General features: G+C 39.4%; 13 protein-coding genes and 2 tRNA genes. 9 read left to right on the forward strand and 6 right to left on the reverse strand.

Annotated elements, in window-relative coordinates; genetic code table 11:
- From WC955_09955 to WC955_09980, 6 genes are all read left to right on the forward strand, one after another.
- A partial coding sequence (locus tag WC955_09955) for a hypothetical protein (GenBank protein ID MFA5859379.1) occupies positions 1-523 on the forward strand: 523 nt, incomplete at its 5' end.
- Between the two features lie 32 nt (positions 524-555).
- Positions 556-1,107 (forward strand): hypothetical protein, encoded by a 552-nt coding sequence (locus tag WC955_09960; protein ID MFA5859380.1) that lies wholly within the window; start codon positions 556-558, stop codon positions 1,105-1,107.
- Positions 1,108-1,126: 19 nt separating this feature from the next.
- Entirely contained in the window at positions 1,127-4,039 is a 2,913-nt protein-coding gene (locus WC955_09965) for a fibronectin type III domain-containing protein (protein ID MFA5859381.1), read from the forward strand.
- A 52-nt stretch (positions 4,040-4,091) separates the two neighbouring features.
- A complete protein-coding gene (locus WC955_09970) occupies positions 4,092-7,007 on the forward strand; it encodes a fibronectin type III domain-containing protein (GenBank protein ID MFA5859382.1) in 2,916 nt (971 codons plus the stop codon).
- 130 nt (positions 7,008-7,137) lie between these two features.
- Positions 7,138-7,211 (forward strand) — tRNA-Arg (locus tag WC955_09975).
- A gap of 31 nt (positions 7,212-7,242) precedes the next feature.
- Positions 7,243-7,316 (forward strand) — tRNA-His (locus tag WC955_09980).
- 68 nt (positions 7,317-7,384) lie between these two features.
- Here WC955_09980 and WC955_09985 read toward each other — a convergent pair.
- The 4 genes from WC955_09985 to WC955_10000 form a co-directional block, all read right to left on the reverse strand.
- The gene (locus WC955_09985; protein ID MFA5859383.1) at positions 7,385-8,380 is read right to left on the reverse strand and encodes a T9SS type A sorting domain-containing protein; all 996 of its coding nucleotides are present in this window, start codon (positions 8,378-8,380) and stop codon (positions 7,385-7,387) included.
- Positions 8,377-9,063, reverse strand: coding sequence for a hypothetical protein (locus WC955_09990; GenBank protein MFA5859384.1), 687 nt, complete (start codon positions 9,061-9,063; stop codon positions 8,377-8,379). The genes WC955_09985 and WC955_09990 overlap by 4 nt, the downstream gene beginning before the upstream one ends.
- Before the next feature lie 406 nt (positions 9,064-9,469).
- Positions 9,470-10,726, reverse strand: coding sequence for an ATP-binding protein (locus tag WC955_09995; protein ID MFA5859385.1), 1,257 nt, complete (start codon positions 10,724-10,726; stop codon positions 9,470-9,472).
- Positions 10,727-11,049: 323 nt separating this feature from the next.
- Positions 11,050-12,036 carry a hypothetical protein gene (locus WC955_10000; GenBank protein ID MFA5859386.1) on the reverse strand — a complete coding sequence of 329 codons (987 nt, stop codon included), beginning with the start codon at positions 12,034-12,036 and terminating at the stop codon, positions 11,050-11,052.
- 199 nt (positions 12,037-12,235) lie between these two features.
- Between WC955_10000 and WC955_10005 the strand changes: the two genes are divergently transcribed.
- From WC955_10005 to WC955_10015, 3 genes are all read left to right on the forward strand, one after another.
- A complete protein-coding gene (locus WC955_10005; protein MFA5859387.1) occupies positions 12,236-13,225 on the forward strand; it encodes a Fic family protein in 990 nt (329 codons plus the stop codon).
- Positions 13,226-13,367: 142 nt separating this feature from the next.
- Positions 13,368-13,745 (forward strand): hypothetical protein, encoded by a 378-nt coding sequence (locus WC955_10010; protein MFA5859388.1) that lies wholly within the window; start codon positions 13,368-13,370, stop codon positions 13,743-13,745.
- A gap of 106 nt (positions 13,746-13,851) precedes the next feature.
- Positions 13,852-15,792 carry a discoidin domain-containing protein gene (locus WC955_10015; protein ID MFA5859389.1) on the forward strand — a complete coding sequence of 647 codons (1,941 nt, stop codon included), beginning with the start codon at positions 13,852-13,854 and terminating at the stop codon, positions 15,790-15,792.
- Here WC955_10015 and WC955_10020 read toward each other — a convergent pair.
- Together WC955_10020 and WC955_10025 are read right to left on the reverse strand one after the other, a co-directional pair.
- Complete coding sequence (locus WC955_10020) at positions 15,783-16,979, reverse strand: right-handed parallel beta-helix repeat-containing protein (GenBank protein ID MFA5859390.1); 1,197 nt, start codon at positions 16,977-16,979, stop codon at positions 15,783-15,785. The two genes, WC955_10015 and WC955_10020, sit on opposite strands and share 10 nt — an antisense overlap.
- 268 nt (positions 16,980-17,247) lie before the next feature.
- On the reverse strand, positions 17,248-19,725 hold a 2,478-nt coding region (locus tag WC955_10025), incomplete at its 5' end, for a fibronectin type III domain-containing protein (protein MFA5859391.1).

Raw genomic sequence — 19,725 nt, forward strand, 5'->3', positions numbered from 1 at the left:
ACCACAAGCGCAACAACAACACACATACGGTATATCTTTCTGGATCCCGTACCACGGTACCGGCGGATTTGCACGGGATAACGACTACCTCATGCGTAGTATGCTTACTACTCCGAATACAATTTATGTATATGACATGCGTGACAAGACATTGAATTACAACGATATCCGTAAATGGCACGCGTTGCGACAACGTATTGCAAAATACTATCTTGGGGATTATTATCCATTGACACCATATGCTAACGATAACGACTCATGGATTGCGTGGCAGTTTGACCGTCCGGACTTAGGGGAAGGATTGTTACAATCATTTACCCGAGCCAATACTTCGGTCACAGCGATGAAATTTAAACTCCACGGCCTTATTCCAAACTCTACTTATGAAATAACTAATATTGATACTAACACCGGCATAAAAGCTTCCAGTCTCGAACTTACAGAGAAAGGAATTCTTGTTGAACCAACTACCCGGCCTACGGCTGTGATTTATGTTTACAAAAAATTGAATACTAAAGTATAATTATTTTATAGAATCAAGGAAGGAGTTTTGTGATGAAATTATTGTATTACGCTTTATCAGTTATTGCCGCAATTGTACTTTCCGGAGTTGCATACTTTGCAGTGGTTGGAGGATTTGATCCTGTAGTGGTAAGCGAAAAAGATATGGGGCCTTACACTATAGTTTATGAAGAACATATCGGGGATTACAGTGAAACCGGAAAAGTACATGATAAAATATTTAATAGCCTTACTGCTGACGGGATTAATACCACTAAAGGTATAGGGATTTACTATGATAACCCTCAAATAGTTGCTAAAGACAAACTTCGGAGCGAACTCGGGTGTATCCTTGAAGAAACTGATCTCGGGAAAACAACGGAACTTGCTAAAAAGTATAAAATTAAACTAATGGATAAACAATACAGCGCCGTCGCGGAACTTAACCTAAAAAGTAAATTGACATACATGATAGGCGCGATGAAAGCGTATCCTGCATTAAACAAGTACATACAAGATAATAAATTAACTTCTCTTTCTGCACCGTTTGAACTCTATGACATCCCTGCGAAAAAGATTTATTACGTTATAGGTGTTAAGAAATGATACCGAGATTATGCTTATTATGCGTTTAAGAACATTATTTAGAAGTGTATTGTTTCTGCTGCTATTCTCCGGTAATGCAACCGCCGGGCCGCAACATTTGCATTTACTTTGGAGCAACCCAGAGAAAACTCATGACAACATGACCGTTATGTGGTCCACCACATATACCGTAAAAGCTGTGCAGGTACAGTATGGGATATCTACATCTTATGGAATGCTGGAAAACGGTACAACGATTTATCAAACTATGTGTAATGCGCCTGGCTGCTCACACGAGTTTTGTAAACGGCATATAGCAACTGTAATTTTAACCGGGCTGCAATATAATACCACATACTATTATCGTTGTGGTGAACCCGGGAACTGGTCAGCACGTAAAAAGTTTATTACCTCCCCGATGAAAGGATCGAATACACCTATACGTTTTGCTGCTGGGAGCGATTCTCAAGCTAATGGTACGGAGACAAAGAAAATTTATAATGCGATAAAAACATTTAATCCTCTGTTCAAGATACACGGAGGAGACCTTGTGGGTGCCGGAACTCGGCAGATGATGTGGAATAACGATTTTTTCCCGAATGTAGAACAACTTGCAGCTGAAAGCCCGTTGCTTCCGTCCCCGGGTAATCATGAGTACCATGCGGTTAATTATTATAACCAGTTTTCCTTATCTAAGACATGGTATTCCCTGAATGTAGGAAATATTCATGTAATTTCCCTGGATAACGATATGCTGAATTTTGAATGGGCTGCCACCTGGTATGTAGATTCCACCAGCCCGCAGTACAAATGGTTAAAAGCTGATTTAGAAAAAGCAGATGCTGACCCTGATATAAAATGGAAGATTGTATTCTTCCATTCGCCTCCGTATTGCAGCGCTCAAACATACTGCGGAAAATGGGTACGCCCGGATTGGGTTCCGTTATTTGAAAAACATAAAGTCGATATTGTCTTCAGCGGCGATATTCATTTTTATGAACGTACTTACAGCTTGGTACAGGGAGAAGTTGTGGATAGAGGGCCGGATTTTGTAAAAAACAGCGGTGTCATTTACGTTGTTATGGGAGGAGAAGGAGGAACGCTGCACGCCTCCGCTACCCCGGATACTTTTTCTGCAGCTCAACGTTCATCATATAATTTTCAGATTATTGACGTAACAGAAAAACAACTTACTTTTAAATCATATCTCGATGACGGGGTGACAGTGATTGATACGTTCAACATTTTAAAAAGTACTGTAACTTCACCCACTCCAGACACACCTACCGGGTTTAACGCTGTGGTACTTTCAACAACTACCGCAAAACTTTCATGGTATGACAATTCAGTTATTGAAACCGGGATTCGTATTGAACGCAAGAATGTTGGGGGCAGTTTTACAGCTATCTCCACGGTAACAGCAAATACTACAAGTTATATTGATACAGGTTTAACTTCAGGAACAACTACGGTATACCGTATCTGCGCTTTTAATGAGTACGGCGATAGTCCTTATAGCAACGAAATAAGCGTAGTTGCAATAACATCATATGAAACTGACCCTCCGGTAAATCCGACTGACTGCAGGGCATGGGTTAGCAATACAAAAACTACTGAACTACCCGAAGGTGACTGGCAAAATGTTTCTGCAACACCGTACTTTGTATGGACCGGTTCTACGGATACTGTTTCAGGAGTAAAAGGTTTTAGCGTATACTTTGGGACAAATCCTGTACAGGATCCCGGGAAAGTTATAACAACAAATAGTAGTTCTGTACAGATAAGTACCGGGACCGTGGAAAACGGTATTGCGTACTACCTCCGCTTGCGAACATCTGACAATATAGGCAACTGGTCCAATCCGGTAACAATGTTTGTTTTTAAGTATATCCAATCGATCCCTCAAGCTGAAACAGTTGATCCTGTTACCAAAGTAAATGTTTTGGAAAAAGATATTTATCTCAAAATAAACGTTAATAGCAGCACAGGTATTAGTGTAGCAAACCTTGAGTATTGTTCGAATAATGACTGGGATGCTTATAACCAAACTGAACTTGTGTTTAAGGAAATTAAGGATGCCACTCTCGTATATGAAACCGTGATCAACGGTGAAGAAGTTGTATCCGGTATTGACAGTATTAGTTATCGCGTAAGAATCAGGGATACTGTCGGTGCGGAGGTTGTTGTCAGTACAGGTACAATTATAGTATCCCCCAATACTGAACGTGTGATAACTTCTAACGGCGGGTATGTAAGTTTAGAAGACGGCGATACCCGGGATGGAAAAACAAAAGTTGAACTTCCTCTGAGTGCAGTAGAGCAAAACGTTACAATCTCAATTACTCCATTAAAACCATCCGCTGTATCGCCGGTAATATCAAACACATTAATACGTTCCAGCAATTATATACCTGCTGCGGTATACGACCTCAGCCCTTCAGGACAGGTGTTCAACAAACCAGTCAGCATAACATTATTATACCCTACCCCGAATACGGGTGTGAATGAAAACAATTACCGCGTATTTTGGTATGACGGTACGGACTGGCGGTATATCGGTGGGAAGGTGGATCCTGCAAAGAATACTGTCACCGCGTGGGTCAGCCATTTTAGTAAGTATGCAATATTTGAAACAATAAACACATCGTCATTAGATGCGCAGAGTTATAAACCAAAAGAAAAGATTTTAACATTAAACAACGACGGGCTCAACGACACTGCATATTTCTCCGGCTTACAAAACGCGAACTTACTGGCAATTGCAAACGGCGGAACTGAAGAAACCAAAATATATATCTATAATCTCCGTAACCAACTTATCCGCACAATTGTTGATACCGAAATCTGGAATGGTAAAGACGATAGTGATAACCTCGTAGAAAATGGTGTCTATATTTACCAGTATGAACTCAATGGTGAAAAGGTCACTGGTTCATTTGTTGTAGCAAAATAAGTTGGTTTCTAATATTAAGTTTTGTAGTTTAATAAAGTGAGGCAACATTATTATGCGCTTAAAGATTCTGTGTGCAAGCATCACTTTTCTCTTGCTTTTCTCCGGTAATACGACAGCCGGGCCGCAGCATTTGCACTTACTTTGGAGTATTCCCGAGAAAACGCATGATAATATGACCGTTATGTGGTCAACAACGTATACCGTAAAAGCTGTGCAGGTAATGTACGGCACTTCCACGGCATTAGGTATGCTTGAGAACGGTACTACTATATACCAGACCGCGTGTATAGCTTCTAACTGCACACATGTATACTGCAAACGGCATATCGCTACTGTGATACTCACAGGACTTGAACCTGATACTACATATTATTACCGTTGCGGTGAACCAGGGAACTGGTCCGCGAGAAAACACTTTACCACCCCGCCGATTAAAGGTTCGAACCAGGCAATACGTTTCGCAGCGTATGGTGATTCACGGAATAACGGTGCGGAAGTGAAGAAAATTAATAACGCCGTAAAACCATACGACCCGTTATTTCGCTTGCATGTTGGCGACCTCGTCGGCGGAGGTACATGGCAAGCACAGTGGAATATCGATTTTTTCCCGAATGTAGAGGCATTGATCTCAGAATGCCCTATGCTGCCAACGCTTGGCAACCACGAATTTCATGCGTCGAATTATTACAACCAGTTTTCATTACCCGCACCGAAATCGTGGTATTCACTTAATATAGGGAATATTCATTTGATCTCCCTTGACAATGATATTCTTGATTTTGAATGGGACGCGAAATGGTATTATGATCCAAGTAGCCCTCAATATAAATGGTTGAAAGCCGACCTTGAGAAAGCAGATGCTGATCCTGATATACAATGGAAGTTTGTCTTTTTCCATGCACCGCCATTCAGCAGTAAACAACCATATAACGGTTCGTGGATACGTAACGACTGGATACCGTTATTTGAAAAACACAAAGTTGATATCGTTTTCTGCGGGGATAACCATTTTTATGAGCGCACATATAGTTTGATACAGACAGCGATTATGGACCGCGGGCCGAATTTTGTTAAAAATATGGGCGTGTTATACGTTACCGTTGGAGGTGAAGGCGCGCCGTTGACTACACTCGGTACTCCGGACCCATACCACGCTTTCCAAAGGAAGGTATTCCATTTTGCTATTATTGATGTTGCAGGATCTAATCTTACGTTAAAAGCATACCTCGATGACGGTGTTACTATGTTTGATACATTTACTGTTTCAAAAACCACGAGTACCGCACTTACACCTGAATCTCCCTCAAAACTGAACGCCGTGGTATTATCATCAACCACAGCAAAACTTACGTGGCAGGATAACTCGTTTTTTGAAACCGGATATATTGTTGAACGCAAAAACCTTTCCTCCGGCAGTTTTGTGGTGCTATCTACAGTCAGTGCCAATACTTCAACTTTTAACGATACCGGTATAACTCAAGGATCTACTTATTACTACCGCGTCTATGCATTCAATAATAATGGCAATAGCGGTTACTCCAGCGAAATCCGTGTTGTCGCAATAGCAGCGTTTGAAACCGACCCGCCATCGAACCCGACTATTTGTTATGCATGGATGAACAGCAGCAAGTTGGTTGAGATCTCTGATGGCAACTGGCAGAATATTACTACAACGCCGTACTTTATTTGGTCCGGCGCAACGGATACTGTTTCAGGTATAGACGGATACAGTATATATTTCGGCACAAGTACCGACCAAGACCCCGGCAAAGTTATTGCTTTAAAGCAAAACTTTGTGCAGATAAGTTCCGGTACTGTAGAAAACGGTAACGTATACTACCTCCGCCTGCGTACCTGCGATAATGCTGGTAATTGGTCTGAACCAGTAACAATGTTTGTATACAAATACATTTCATCCCTTCCCGAAGCAATGACAAAAGATCCTATTTCCAGGGTCAATGTTTCGGAAAAAGATATTATCCTGAAAGTTACTGTCAATAGCAGTACAGGCATTGTACTTGCCAACTTGGAGTACTCGCTTAACAATTCATGGGACTGTTTTAACGAAAGTGAAATGATATTAAAAGAAACATCGGGGAATACTTTCACCTATGAAGCAATCATACGCGGTGAGGATGTCTCACCTCAACTTGACAAAATCGGGTACCGTGTGCGCATACGTGATACAATAGGTTCCGAAGTAGTGGCAAGTACCGGTGTGGTAGATATCGCATTAAATGTAAGGCGGGTAATTAACAGGGAAGGTGGATATATTAGTTTGGAAGACGGCGACTTGCGAGACGGGAAGACTAAGATACAAATACCGTATAGTGCCCTGGATCAAGAGGTAACATTGACACTCACGCAGTTACGCGCAGTAAACGCTCCGGCAGTTATTTCAAATAATTGGTTAGAAAAAAACAGCATTCCGGCAGCTGTCTACGACCTTGGCCCGGATGGGCAGATATTCAATAAATCGATAAGTATCACATTGCTATACCCTGAACCAGGTAATACAACAGACGAGAACGATTACCGCATATTTTGGCATGACGGAACGGATTGGCGGTATGTCGGGGGTAGTGTCAATACTGCGAATAATACAGTTACCGCCTGGGTAAACCATTTTAGTAAATACGCAGTTTTTAAGGCAGTAAACATTGCAACACTTAACGCTCAGAGTTATAAACCAAAAGAAAAAATTTTGACACTTAACAACGACGGGGTTAATGATGCAGCGTTTTTCTCGGGTTTACAGACCGCAAGCCAACAGGCTTTGTCTAGAGGAGAAAGTCAGGTATCAGTAAATATTTATAACCTGAAAAACAAGCTTGTGAGAACGCTTACTGACACAGAACTATGGGATGGTACCGATAATGACGGTAACAAAGTTGAGAACGGCGTATACATTTACCAATACGAACTTAACGGCGAACGTGTCACTGGTTCAATAGTTGTGGCAAAATAGGTTTATCTCAATTTTTTGAGATACCCTATTGTCAATACCGGTCATAATGTGTATAATCAACACCATGTTTTGTATATCCCTGCGCCTAGATAATTAGTGGGACACGAACTAGTATATCCCGTACTTGGGAGGGCCTGTAGCTCAATTGGATAGAGCATCTGCCTTCTAAGCAGGTGGTTGTGAGTTCGAGTCTCACCAGGCCCAGGGATGTTTTCATTAGATATACATAAAAGTGGTGGTTGTAGCTCAATTGGTTAGAGCGTCAGACTGTGGCTCTGAAGGTTGCGGGTTCGATTCCCGTCAGCCACCCATCTTGTTTCTCCGACGAGAATAAATTTACCCCTGAAGGGAAGTTCGAACCTGGGGGGTGCAAGAAATTATCTAATAACCGCTATTTTCCCATATATAAATTGTTGATTCGGAGGTGAGTTCCATAATTTGCCATTATATTTATCATTATTTACTGAGAAAATATAAATTCCACTCGCAACGTTCTCACCACTTTCATTTTTAGTATCCCATATAGAAATTCCATTCATGCTATCAATCGGATACAGTTTTTTAATCAAATTCCCTACCAAATCATATATTTTTATCTCAGTATATTCTGTAAGACCATAAAAATATATCTGTGTATGGCCCTTCATTGGATAATACGGATTGGGATAAACCATGAATTCATTTAGATTGTTTTTAACAGGTATTTTTAACAAAATACTATCTGAATATATTTTTGATTCTTGTAAAGACGCTTCACGGAATTTCGCATAGACATATTTTTCGCCATATGATTCATTTACTTTAAAGTTTAAATCAAAGGGTTTTGTGTATGCTAACCACGTCACATTTTGGAAACTAGAATTTTCACTGACTATAACCTCTGTAAAATTTCCAATACTATCTACAATACCTTCTGTTGATATGCGAAGACTAATATTACACGAATAACTTTCACTTGCATAGTCATTAATGACTATACCAACAGGTGCTTTATACAAAATCGTATCACTAAATATTCTTGATTCTTTCATATCCGCTGAACGACACTTTGCGTATACAGTTTTTATGCCATCTCCAGGAGACAGAGTGAAGTCTGCTTTATTATTGTACATATAACTATCGTAATAACGAAGCCATTTCCCATCGCTAAAATCCTGTTTCTCGCTTATAATCATCTCACGAGGAGTGCCAATGTCCTCATTGTTATTTGGGTAGTATACTAATGTTACAACAACACTACGTTTACAAGTTATTGATGCATAGGAATTAATCACAAGCCCCCAAGGAGTTAGGATTACATCCGCACACCCAAAACAACTAAAAAGTAACACTATAATAATATTTAGGATAATTGAAAATATCTTCTGTTTCATTGTTGCGATTTCCACTTTACAACAAGGTCTTGTTCAGGAACAAAGTTTTCACGGATTACATAATAATTTGTTCTATCACAATCTTTCTCGATTTTATTAGGAGCATAGGACAAATTAACATCTTGAGTTTTACTTGGTAGATTTACAATAAACTCAGCATATTCAATATTTTTGAACCATACTCTTGCAGTTGTTAGTATCAAAACAGCTTCTTTTCCTATTATTTTTTGTTTATAACAAAACCTTAAATATTTTACAGTATTTGAAGAGATATTAACATCACATATAATTCCAGGATATCTTTTTATATATTGAACATCTTTTTCTTTCTCAAGTTCCTCTGATTCGTAAACTGAAATTGAATGTGGATATTCATATTTGCCATTTTCTATTGGGAAAGGATAGTACAACATAGTTTTTTCTGTAATCAAACTATTGCTACGAATAAAATACTTGCCATCTACAGTAACTTCGTCATTATTGATAGTTATATTCACGATTTCTTTAAAAAAATCAATTGGATGATTTACTAAATAGTTATTGGATTCAAGATATTTTAAATATCCTGGCAAGTCTTTGTCTGGAAGGAAGTTTGCTATGTTATTTGGCTTTTCTGCGGCATATGAGAATGATAATGCAACTTGTAATACAAAGACAACAATATACTTTATTTTTTTCGCCATACTATTAACCTATCTCAATTCAGCATACCAAGAGTACGTTTTGGTGTCTATGTGTTACTGGCCTATACTGTTTCTGTAAATATAATAGCAAAAAGTCGTTATAATTTATTGATTAAAAATACATATTCAACTAATTAGATTGTTTTTCTATAAACAACCTCAAGTTGTCACAGTAAAATGTCACAGTAAACCATAGTGTTTGACCGGCGAGGATCACCAGTTGATTTTATCCCAAGTACATGTCATACTGTAGTTGACATAAGGTTGACATATAGTTTACATTAGGAGCTGTACCGCCGCGGATTTGATACTCTGCACATATTTACACTTGACGATATATTGTTGGAAAACAGGAAGTTTTATTATTCACAGTTAAGCAACGCGCGAAAACCCGGAGGTAAGTATGTTAATTTGTTCCCTGATTTAACAACCAACTCCAAACCGGAACATATTTTATCTTACAATTCTTGCCATACCATTTAAACTCTTCTTCCGCGGTATAATTATCTGTAAGAATCAACAAATCTGTACATCTAAGTTCTTTACTCGCTTTTAGTAACGCGCGTTTTTCGCGATCTTTAGTCTCCCGTGCCGTTGTATCGTAACACACCTGTATCAACTGCACAGCTTTAGTCCCTTGTTTCACAACAAAATCAACTTCTTCCTGCTGCGCATTTTTCCAGTAAAACACTTGTGATTTACCTTCCAACTCACGGCGTTTAAGTTCTATAGCAACGACATTCTCATAAAGTTTCCCATAGTCCGGGCTTAACTTAAACGCTTTGGCATGGATATATCCATTGTCAATACAATATATTTTCTTATTCGCACTAAGCTGTTCTTTAAGTTTATAGGAAAACATGTTTATCCTGAAAAACAGAAAACTTTCTTCTAAATACCCCAGGTATTTTTCTATTGTATGCACGCTTTTACATGAGGTAACTTTAGCAAGTGTATTATATGAAAACTCGCGGGCAACATTGGATATCAGATATACTGCCAGGTTTTCCAGCGCTTCAACCCGCCGGATGTTAAACCGTTTGACAATATCTTTGTATATGATTGAATTAAACAGAGTAGATAAATACTCTTTGAAATCAACGTTTTTTATCCACGGTTCGGGGTAACCGCCGTATATTATGTACTTATCGCACATACTTTTTAGTTCGGTAGTGGTAAGTTCTTTCCCTTGTATTTTTAGAAATTCCGTGAACGAAAACGGTAGGATGCTTATAGGTATATGCCGTCCAGTTAGATGTGTAGCCAATTCTTTGCTTAATAGTTTTGAGTTGCTGCCGGTGATTATCAAGTTATATCCCTGGCGTTGTAAGCGGTTCACAAATAATTCCCATTTATCAAGGTTTTGTATTTCGTCAAGCAGCAAATTTGACGGATTGTCATAAACTGTATTTATGGCGTCTACTATCAAATTGTAGTCTTTTACTCCCAGAAGTTGTTCATCATCAAAGTTTACGTAACCATATTTACTTGTTTTATTCAGTATGTGAAACCCGAGGAACGATTTCCCCGCCCGCCTTGGACCGAGAATAACTTTGATAAGGCCATTATTCGTTTTATTATGACCTATTCTACGCTGGATATAGGGTTCCGATATCCGTTTTTCTAATTCCCGTTTTTGCAGCAACAAAACATCATTGAGCATTTTAATACCTCTTTATTATGTTATTTATTAGAAATACTTGCTATTTCATAATGCTTAATACTATATACTATTGTGCATTATATAATTATTACCGTATTTGTGTCAAACCAATTTTCCTTGTTACTACTTTAGGTAGCTCACTTTCTATACGAACGGTATCCTAAACTCAGGGTTTGTTATATGCATATTCATGAAATAGGTTCTAATAAGCCCCAGTTGGTGACCCATTTTGTTTCTCCGACGAATAATAATTTACCCCTGCGGGGAAGTCAGAACCTGTGTTTAGTGATAATTGTGCGAGGATTTACGGGTAGTCATAAATGCTATTCCAACTTTAATTTGTGCTTCGTAAATGTGCTCTTATCTATGACTTCATTTCCTTCAAGAGAAGAATCGTGATGGTATATTTTGTAATTAATATGACCCTCTTTAATATCAAATTCAGAACAAACTTCTTCTGGGGTATTTTCGTAATCAACAATAACCAAATCTTTGCGATTACCTTCTAAATCAACAGAATATAAATTGCCACCCACGGTTCGTGTCCCAAAAGCAGGACCTTCTACAAAAATTATTATATTTTTGTTTGGATGCCATATAAAAGATTTCACGCCAGTATCACGCTGTTCTTTATTATCTACTAAACACTTCTTTTTTGTCCCATCGGATTTCATCACCCAAAGACAGGTTCTGACTTCCCATTCTAATTCATCAGCATATGCTATGTATTCCCCTGTATATGACCACTTTGGATATGAATACCCCGCATCTTCAAGTAGTGTAGATGTAGTATGTTTGATGAGATCTACTTTAATGATAGACTCACACTCAAAAATCATTTCTTGACCCGAAGGAGACACTACATATCTGCGAAAAGGCCTAGGATTAATTAAATCTCTAGGAGTATCTCTAAGAGTATAAATATATTCAAGAATTGCCTTGTTAATTGTTCCAGAGGAAAACCAAAGCGTGCTAGGAGTACAGATAAGATGATATTTTTCCAAATATTTGTTTGTATAAACGTTTGCTGTTTCGACATAACAATCAAACCCTTCCTGTTGTTTGATTGTTTCGCAGTATTTTATTGTTTCTTCCTTGTTTTTAGAACAGCCGATATACAATCTTAACTCTTCATTTTGATAACCTGTTAAATCATTATGATAATAGTATGTCATGTAACCTTTTTGTTTAAGTTTCTCGTATAGAGTTGTTCCTTCTTCACTAATATCTTTACTAAAAGTTTTTACATGAACGCTGTAATATTGTGGTTTTAACTCAGCAGTAAAAGACATCTCTGCAAAGATAGTCATAACAACCGTAAATGCTGTTATAGTATTTATGATAGTCCTCATATGTTATTTACATTATATCATAAGTCTAGATTGAAACGTTATCCTGGTAAAGTTTTCTAATATAACAGTCCAGTTGCCAGTTGATTTTATCCCAATCCTATGTTATACTGTAGTTGACATAAGGTTGACATATAGTTTACATAAGGAGAATATCAGTATGCCGGTGATAGAGTTAAGGCCGAGAATAACAAAAACATTATCCGAGATTGACTATTTACGCGGACGAATCGCTGAAACCCAGGCGAAAGCCGTGTTTGTCCCTGCGATACAAAAAGAGTCTGCTGTGATAATGGCATACGCTTCAACCACTATTGAAGGAAGTACGCTTACATTACAGGAAGTCCGGCAAGTCTTTGACGGTGAACGCCCCCGCAAACCTGAGTTCCACATACAGATGGTACAAAATTACCTGGCAGCTATCCGGTGGATCCGCGAGAACAAACGAATAATACCGTACAGGGAAAAAGATGTTTTTAATTTACACAAAATTATCGGAAACAAAGCTGTAGATGACGGCCCGGTGGGGCAATACAGGAAAGTACAGGTATACGTTGGGGATCACGTCCCGCCTGCACACGAGAAAGTCCCTGGGTTGGTAAACAAATTCCTGTTCTGGCTCAACGGACAGGGACAAGAGTACCACCCGGTCATAAGTTCCGCAGTTGCCCATTTGGAAATCGCTACTATCCACCCATTTCGTGACGGTAACGGCCGGGTCGCCCGCGCGTTTGCATCCTGGGAACTGTACCGCCGCGGATTCGATACTCTGCATATATTCACGCTTGACGATATTTTGTTGGAAAACAGGAAGTTGTATTATTCACAGTTAAGCAACGCGCGAAAACCCGGAGGTGTAACTGACTGGTGTGAATACCTTTCTGACATTACAGCAGAAGGGTTGCAAAGAGCGTATACCCGGTTAAAAACAATGATCTCCGCAGCGCCAGCTGACGAACCGTTATCGGATACCCAGAAAAAAATGCTTACTATCCTATCTTCTGAAGGGCCAAAAACTGTCCCTCAGCTCGAAACCATATTCAAGATTACCCGGCAAGGGGTGTACAAAGCGTTAACACCGTTGGTGAAAACAAAAAGGGTGGTGCCGGTAGGCACACGGCGCAACCGGCGGTATTCAGTTACGGTTTAATATCCTACAACCTTAGGGCTATTGTGCATGTATTCATGAAATAGGTTCGGATAAGCTCGTCCAGTTGCTATTACTACTCAACTATTGATATAATAATAAAGATAAATGAACAACACATTGTGGATTGGACTGTTTTTATACTATGCAGATATTAAAAGACAAAATAACTATTACCGAACTTAAACAGATGAATATCCAACACCGTACACTTGCTGCAGGACGGTGGAACCAACTGTCTTTTATTGAACAAATGGCAAATATTGGCAGTGAAACCAACCGCGCGTTAAACTGGCAAACAAAACAAAATGCATCTTATTCGCAGCAAGCATTTATCCGCGCGCTTGAACTACTGGACCTCACGCTAGGCGATAAGAAAAATGTTAAACGTTTAAAAGAAATCGCGCGGTTACGTGAAACTCTTGTTGACTACTTCTTGGGTAGTAACGAATACAACTCCTCGTCCTATAGTATGAAAAAATACTTTGATCATTTTGCATTTGCCGCACGAAATAGGTTCTAAAATGATAAATATTATTTTTCGTAAAATACAGAGTTTCTTTTTTTTGTTTGCCGTTTGTGCAATACCCTGTATTTATACAACTGGCCTGTTATCCGCAGAAATAAATGTGCCGGCCAGTAGTGTCCCCGCAACTGTTGTCTCGTTAGAACCTCTAAAAATTGTAATGTTGAACCCGTGTTACCGTAACAGTATATATGCGGGCCAAAATCTTGACGAAATTGAACTGCAAATAGAATTTACTTTACCTCAAACCCAACTTGATGCAACTAAACTTTTGGTGAAACTCTATTCTCCTGTGACAGACAAAATATTTTCGCAAAAGGAAGTTTACCGGCCAACCGCCTTGGTACGATTATCACTACCCGTAAAAGATTTGCCAGTTGGCGATTATAAGGTAACAGCCAGTTTACGGGATACCGAAAATAAAGAATTTTTTCGGTGCTCTGAACCCTTAAAAAAACTCCCCCCTGTTAAAGGAGAAGTGAGGATCACGGAAAACCTAGTAACTTTAGTTGATGGAGAACCTTTCTTACCTTTCGGATGGCTCTCCGTAGGCGACGATTTTGAAAGAGTTGCTCAGCAAGGATGTACTGCAGTCCATGATTATAACGTTTACTTTTACGACGATGCAACGCTCAAGAAATGGTTTGACCGGGCACATAAAGCTGGGCTTAAAGTAGTGATTTATCCTTTTCCGGAACGAAAAATGGTTGACGCAAATGCCTGGCAAAGCCCGCTTTCTGAGGAAGAAGCTGAAAAAATAAAGGGGTTTGTTAATAAATGGAAGACCGAACCTGCGCTTTTGGCATGGTACTTAGCTGATGAACCGGAAATACGAAAAACTCTTCCCGAACGAGTAACAGCTATCTATCAGCTCTTACGGGAACAGGACCCGTATCATCCATGCACAATGCTGAATTATACCTTAGCCGGGATTCGTAAATATGGAGCGGGCAGTGATATTTTGATGCCCGACCCATACTTCCATTTTATAAAGGGAGGCGGGCCGACCCGGCCGTTGATCAAGATAACTAAATTTATGGAAACAATAAAGAAAGCTACCGACAACAAAAAACCGGCCTGGATCACGCCGCAAGGGTTTAACTACGGCGATTTGCTTAAGAAACTTACAAACGAACGGGCACCGAATTTTATTGAATTGCGCAATATAACCTACCAGTCGGTCTGCGGCGGGGCTAAAGGGTTTTTGTGGTATTCATACGCGTATCACCAGAACTATCCGGACTTAACACTAGGAATTCCGTATTTAGCAAAAGAAGTTCAAATCTTAAAAAAAGCAATACTTAGCGCTGACTCAAAAAAAAGTGTGCAGATATTTCCTGCGAACCCGGCAGTCGTATATTCGCTGCGCGAAGTAGCAGATAAAATGTGTTTGTTCTTAGTGAATACCAGCTCACAAAATATTAAGTTAGAGTTTTCCATAGAAGGAACAACAAATCTAACGAATCTATACGTTGTTTCAACAACCCGCCAGTTAAAATCAATGGGGGATAAATTTGCTGACGAGTTCCGTCCTTACGAAACCAATATTTATACTACCGACGAGAATATGGTAAAGGGTTCATCCACTATTGATCAGATTGAAAACGAAATTAAGCAAGCCAAGTCAAACCTCAAAAAACCTGACAATTTAGCGTTTGAAGAGTTAGGCGCTACAGCTACCGCATCGTCATCCCGTTATCCGGCATACGCACAACACGTATTAGATGGTACTGTTGAAGACCGGGGAGTTGTTTGGTACGATACTACGCCAAATGAATATCCCGACTGGATTGAAGTTACTTTACCACAAATAGAAATAGTTTCTAAAGTGGTAGTTTATACTTCCACCTTAAAGAATTATGTGGTACAGGTCAAAACTGACGCCCCGGAGCAAGACTGGAAAACTGTCGCACAAATTGAAGATAACCAGCAAGATATGGTGGTAACTGAATTTACGCCGATAAAAACAAACAAAATACGGTTATGGATAACAGCTACGCGTGGGCCAACATCAAGAGTTTCAGAAATAGAACTTTACCGCTGAAGAGTTAGTTGTTTCTGTCTGCCACCGGAAAGGTTAATGGTTAACGTACCTTCAACTTCCCTTAATGGGACTCCTTTAGCGGAATTTGGATAACTCACCGGGTTTCGGTCCAGTGTGTCGTTAATCACACAGTTTACAAATTCAACACCGCCGATTGGTTCCGTAGATCCTGGCCGGGAGTGAAACTTGATTGGAATAGATGCAGCAGGCTTGTCCGATATTTTGTTCAGAATAGAGCAATTAACAAAGCGTAACTTACATCCGGTAACTGGTTTGTCTTCTATCAATACGCCATAGCTTTTACCTGACTCAAACGTACAATTTATGAATTCAACTATACCTTTGACTGTTTCTGACGATATGTTGCCGGTTAGAAAACGTAAAGAACCTTTTGTGTCACCAACAGCTTTACAGTCTTCAATCCGGATAGATATTGGTTTGGTATCCGCTCCCATTTCTTTTAGTGCAAAAAGATAACCGTACGATTTATTACTCTCTGCGGTACAGTTACGTAATAAAATATTGTCCAGCAGTTCGTCAGAATTATTTGGTTCAAAATCAATCCCAGCCTGAGGCGCAGCACCAGCGGTGTATCGCATAATAGTGTTCTCTATCAACAGATTTTGTGCGCTAATAACACTTATACCCTGACGGTAATTATTTTCTGATACAACATCCTTAATATGAACATCCTTATTTGTGACACCTTTTTTCGCAACACCCAGATATATACCATCTCCCCCACTCTCAGCGAGGGTAAGCCCATAAATTTTTATATTGGAACAACTGAAAAAACTAAGAACATGCCGCCATTCAGCTTTTTCGTAGTCAGGCAATTTATAATCTCCCCTGTTCATCCGCAGAGTTGCACCGTAACCTGTAAGTATAATATTGTCTTGATTATCAGCACGGAACAGGCAGTCTGTTTTGCCTTTAAACTCGCCGCGTTTAGCTACAACCTCTACTCCTTTTTCAAAAAGTATTTCCTGGTTACCGACAAGTTTAATAGGCCTTACGATCCACGGTTTACCGGCATTATCAACGATTATCTTTTTCGCACCAGAATTAATTGCTGACTGTAAAGCATTAGTTGCGTCCTCCGGATTAAATCCCCACCATATTGCCTGAGCAACTTCAACTTTACCTGAAATAACCTTATCAATTGCCTGTTGGTTAACTTTGTTCATGTTTAACATTTGTTCCTCACAAAATACTTCTGGTAGAGCGGCTAATATTATAATCCAAAATACGATTAGTTTCCTATTCATTAATCCTCCATTTGCTTAATACATAAAATAGACTTTACCTTTTTTGACCAAAGATATTTTACTAATTTTAAGTGCTTACTATCTTATCTTCTGAAAGGCCAAAACTGTCCCTCGACTCGAAACAATATTCAGCATTACCCGTCAAGAGGTGTACAAAGCGTTAACTATTCAATTACGGTTTAATGCCCTATTTGATTACAACAATCCTACTCGTTTGTTTGAATACATCTGACTCAAGATATGCAAAATATACACCTGAACTAACTTTGTTATTATCCGAGTTTGTACCATCCCACTCAATCACACCCCAACCATTCTTTTGGTCGCCTTCTATCATCCTTACAAGTTCACCCGCGGTGTTGTACACTTTCAACCTCAGATATGATGCGGGTTCCAATAAATAGTAATGAATCACCGCTTTACTCCCAGCTTTCTGTAAGTCCAGACGATTCCCCAATACGTACATCTTGTTCTCAGTTTGTTTGAGGTCAACTATAAGGTGTAATGTCCTTGAACTTTTCAACCCAGCCTCGTCTGTTGTGTCAATCACTATCAAGACCACTTGTCCTGTGGTTAGGTCAGTTTCACGAATTGTATATGCATACTTATAAAAAACCATATCACCCATAACTATCTTATCAATCAATATTGCTGTATTGCTACAAACCTTTAATGCCGGATCCTGCCTTAACATCTCTCCAATATAGAAACTTATCGTTATCTTCCCAAGCTGAGTTATAGTTTTAGGAGTAATTTCAACAGTCTCTACCACAGGCGGTTGAGTGTCCGTGGGAGTGACTGATTGTATATCAGATATTACACTTTGATTACCGTTGATATCCATAGCACAGATGTAGTACTGATATTCTTTCCCGCTTTTTAATCCAATATCGATATATGTACACCTACCCTTGGGTAAGACAAAGAGTTCTGTGAATTCAGCAGTACCTGCACCTTCTGCACGGAAAATATGATATTCTTTCAAATCATTTTCCATATTTGTAGACCAGTTTAGTTCCACCTGTTTCCCGGAAGAGTCAGGGATTAGTGTTAATCCACTCGGTTTTGCTGGTGGAATATTATCCGTCAAGGACGTAGCGTATCCAAACACCTGCGTAGATGATAAACTTTCATTTCCTGAAGTATCGTATGAGGTAACAATAAAATAGTATGTAACATTATTGATCAACCCTGTACATTGATAGTTTTTCGTTACAATCTTCACTCCACCTATCGCGTTTCCTGCTGGTGTTGTACTGCCGATAAACTGGTATCCTCCGCCATTGTTGGTAGTAGAACGGTACACGCGATACCCTGCAAGATCGGTATCTTCAATTTCGGTATTCCACGTCAGTATAAGTTTATTCCCTTTCTGTGGGTCTGTAATTGAAATTCCAGTAACATTAGGCGGTGGAATAATGTCTATATTGGTAGGAAATGCACTGGAGATACTCGAATTCCCGCTGACGTTACCACTATCATCCGCTGCTTGGAGTTTGTAGTAATACGTCTCTTTTGCCAACAATCCGCTATCTACAAAGGGAGACGTTGTCGCTCCTGTTGAAACCACTTTTTGATAAGTACCATTGTTACTGTTTGAACGCCAAATATGGTATATAGTTGCGTTGGCAACGCTGTCCCATTGTATCCTCAATCTCGCATTGGTTTGCAGGTCTGTTACTGTCACATTAGACGGTGGGGATAGGGTTACTACTACGCCGGTAGGAACTTCTGACTTTTCTGTAGAGTACCCGCTTTCATTGCCGGTAATGTCGTATGATGTAACTACATAGTAATATCTTATTCCATTAGTTAACCCTGTATCCTGATATGTGTTAACATTCGTTGCTATAGTGGTGGCCAACTCGTATCCTGTACCGCTAGTACGACGGTATATTTTGTATCCCGCAAGATTCGCTGCGTTCACTCCAGTCCAAAAAAGGTTGAGTTTGCCACCTGTTGCGGGGTTGGTAATTGAAACATCCGAAGGCGAAGATAATACGATTTGTGCAATATATGGGTAGGCAGAAACTACACCGGAAAATTCAGAATTACCAGATGTATCATTGTAAGAGGCAATATTATAATAATAAGTAGTTCCATCCTTTAAGCTCACATCTGTATACGAAAGATTTGTTGTTTGATTTACAATAATAGTAGTTGGATCCCATGGGCCACTACTTTGCGTTGAACGATAAACCTTATATCCAGACACTGATTCACCAGTTGTTGGTGTTATCCAAGTTACAAGAATTTGTCCTGATAATCCTGACGCATTTACTGTTAATATTGGTGGATATAAACCACCATTGCCACCGTTATATTTCTCAATACACAACAAATGCCCGCCCATAGTACCAATATAAATATTTCCGTTGTACGGTACCGCTGCGCTTATCAAATATCCAACATCGCATTTGTATTTCCATAATAACGTCCCGCTAGACCCGTTATCTTTCACAGCAAACAACTGGCCACCATAACAGCTTGGGATATAAACTATTCCATTCTTTTCAGTGATCCGATTTCTTAAAATATCTGATGTTGAAGTTTTATCTCCCAAATTTACTGTCCAAATGGGTACTGCAGACGTGCTATTGTAGCATCCAAGAACTGCAGTTGTGTATTTACTATAAACACGAGTCCCGGTTTCGTTCACCCCTAA

The organism is Elusimicrobiota bacterium (assembly GCA_041658405.1).
Classification (GTDB): domain Bacteria; phylum Elusimicrobiota; class UBA5214; order JBBAAG01; family JBBAAG01; genus JBBAAG01.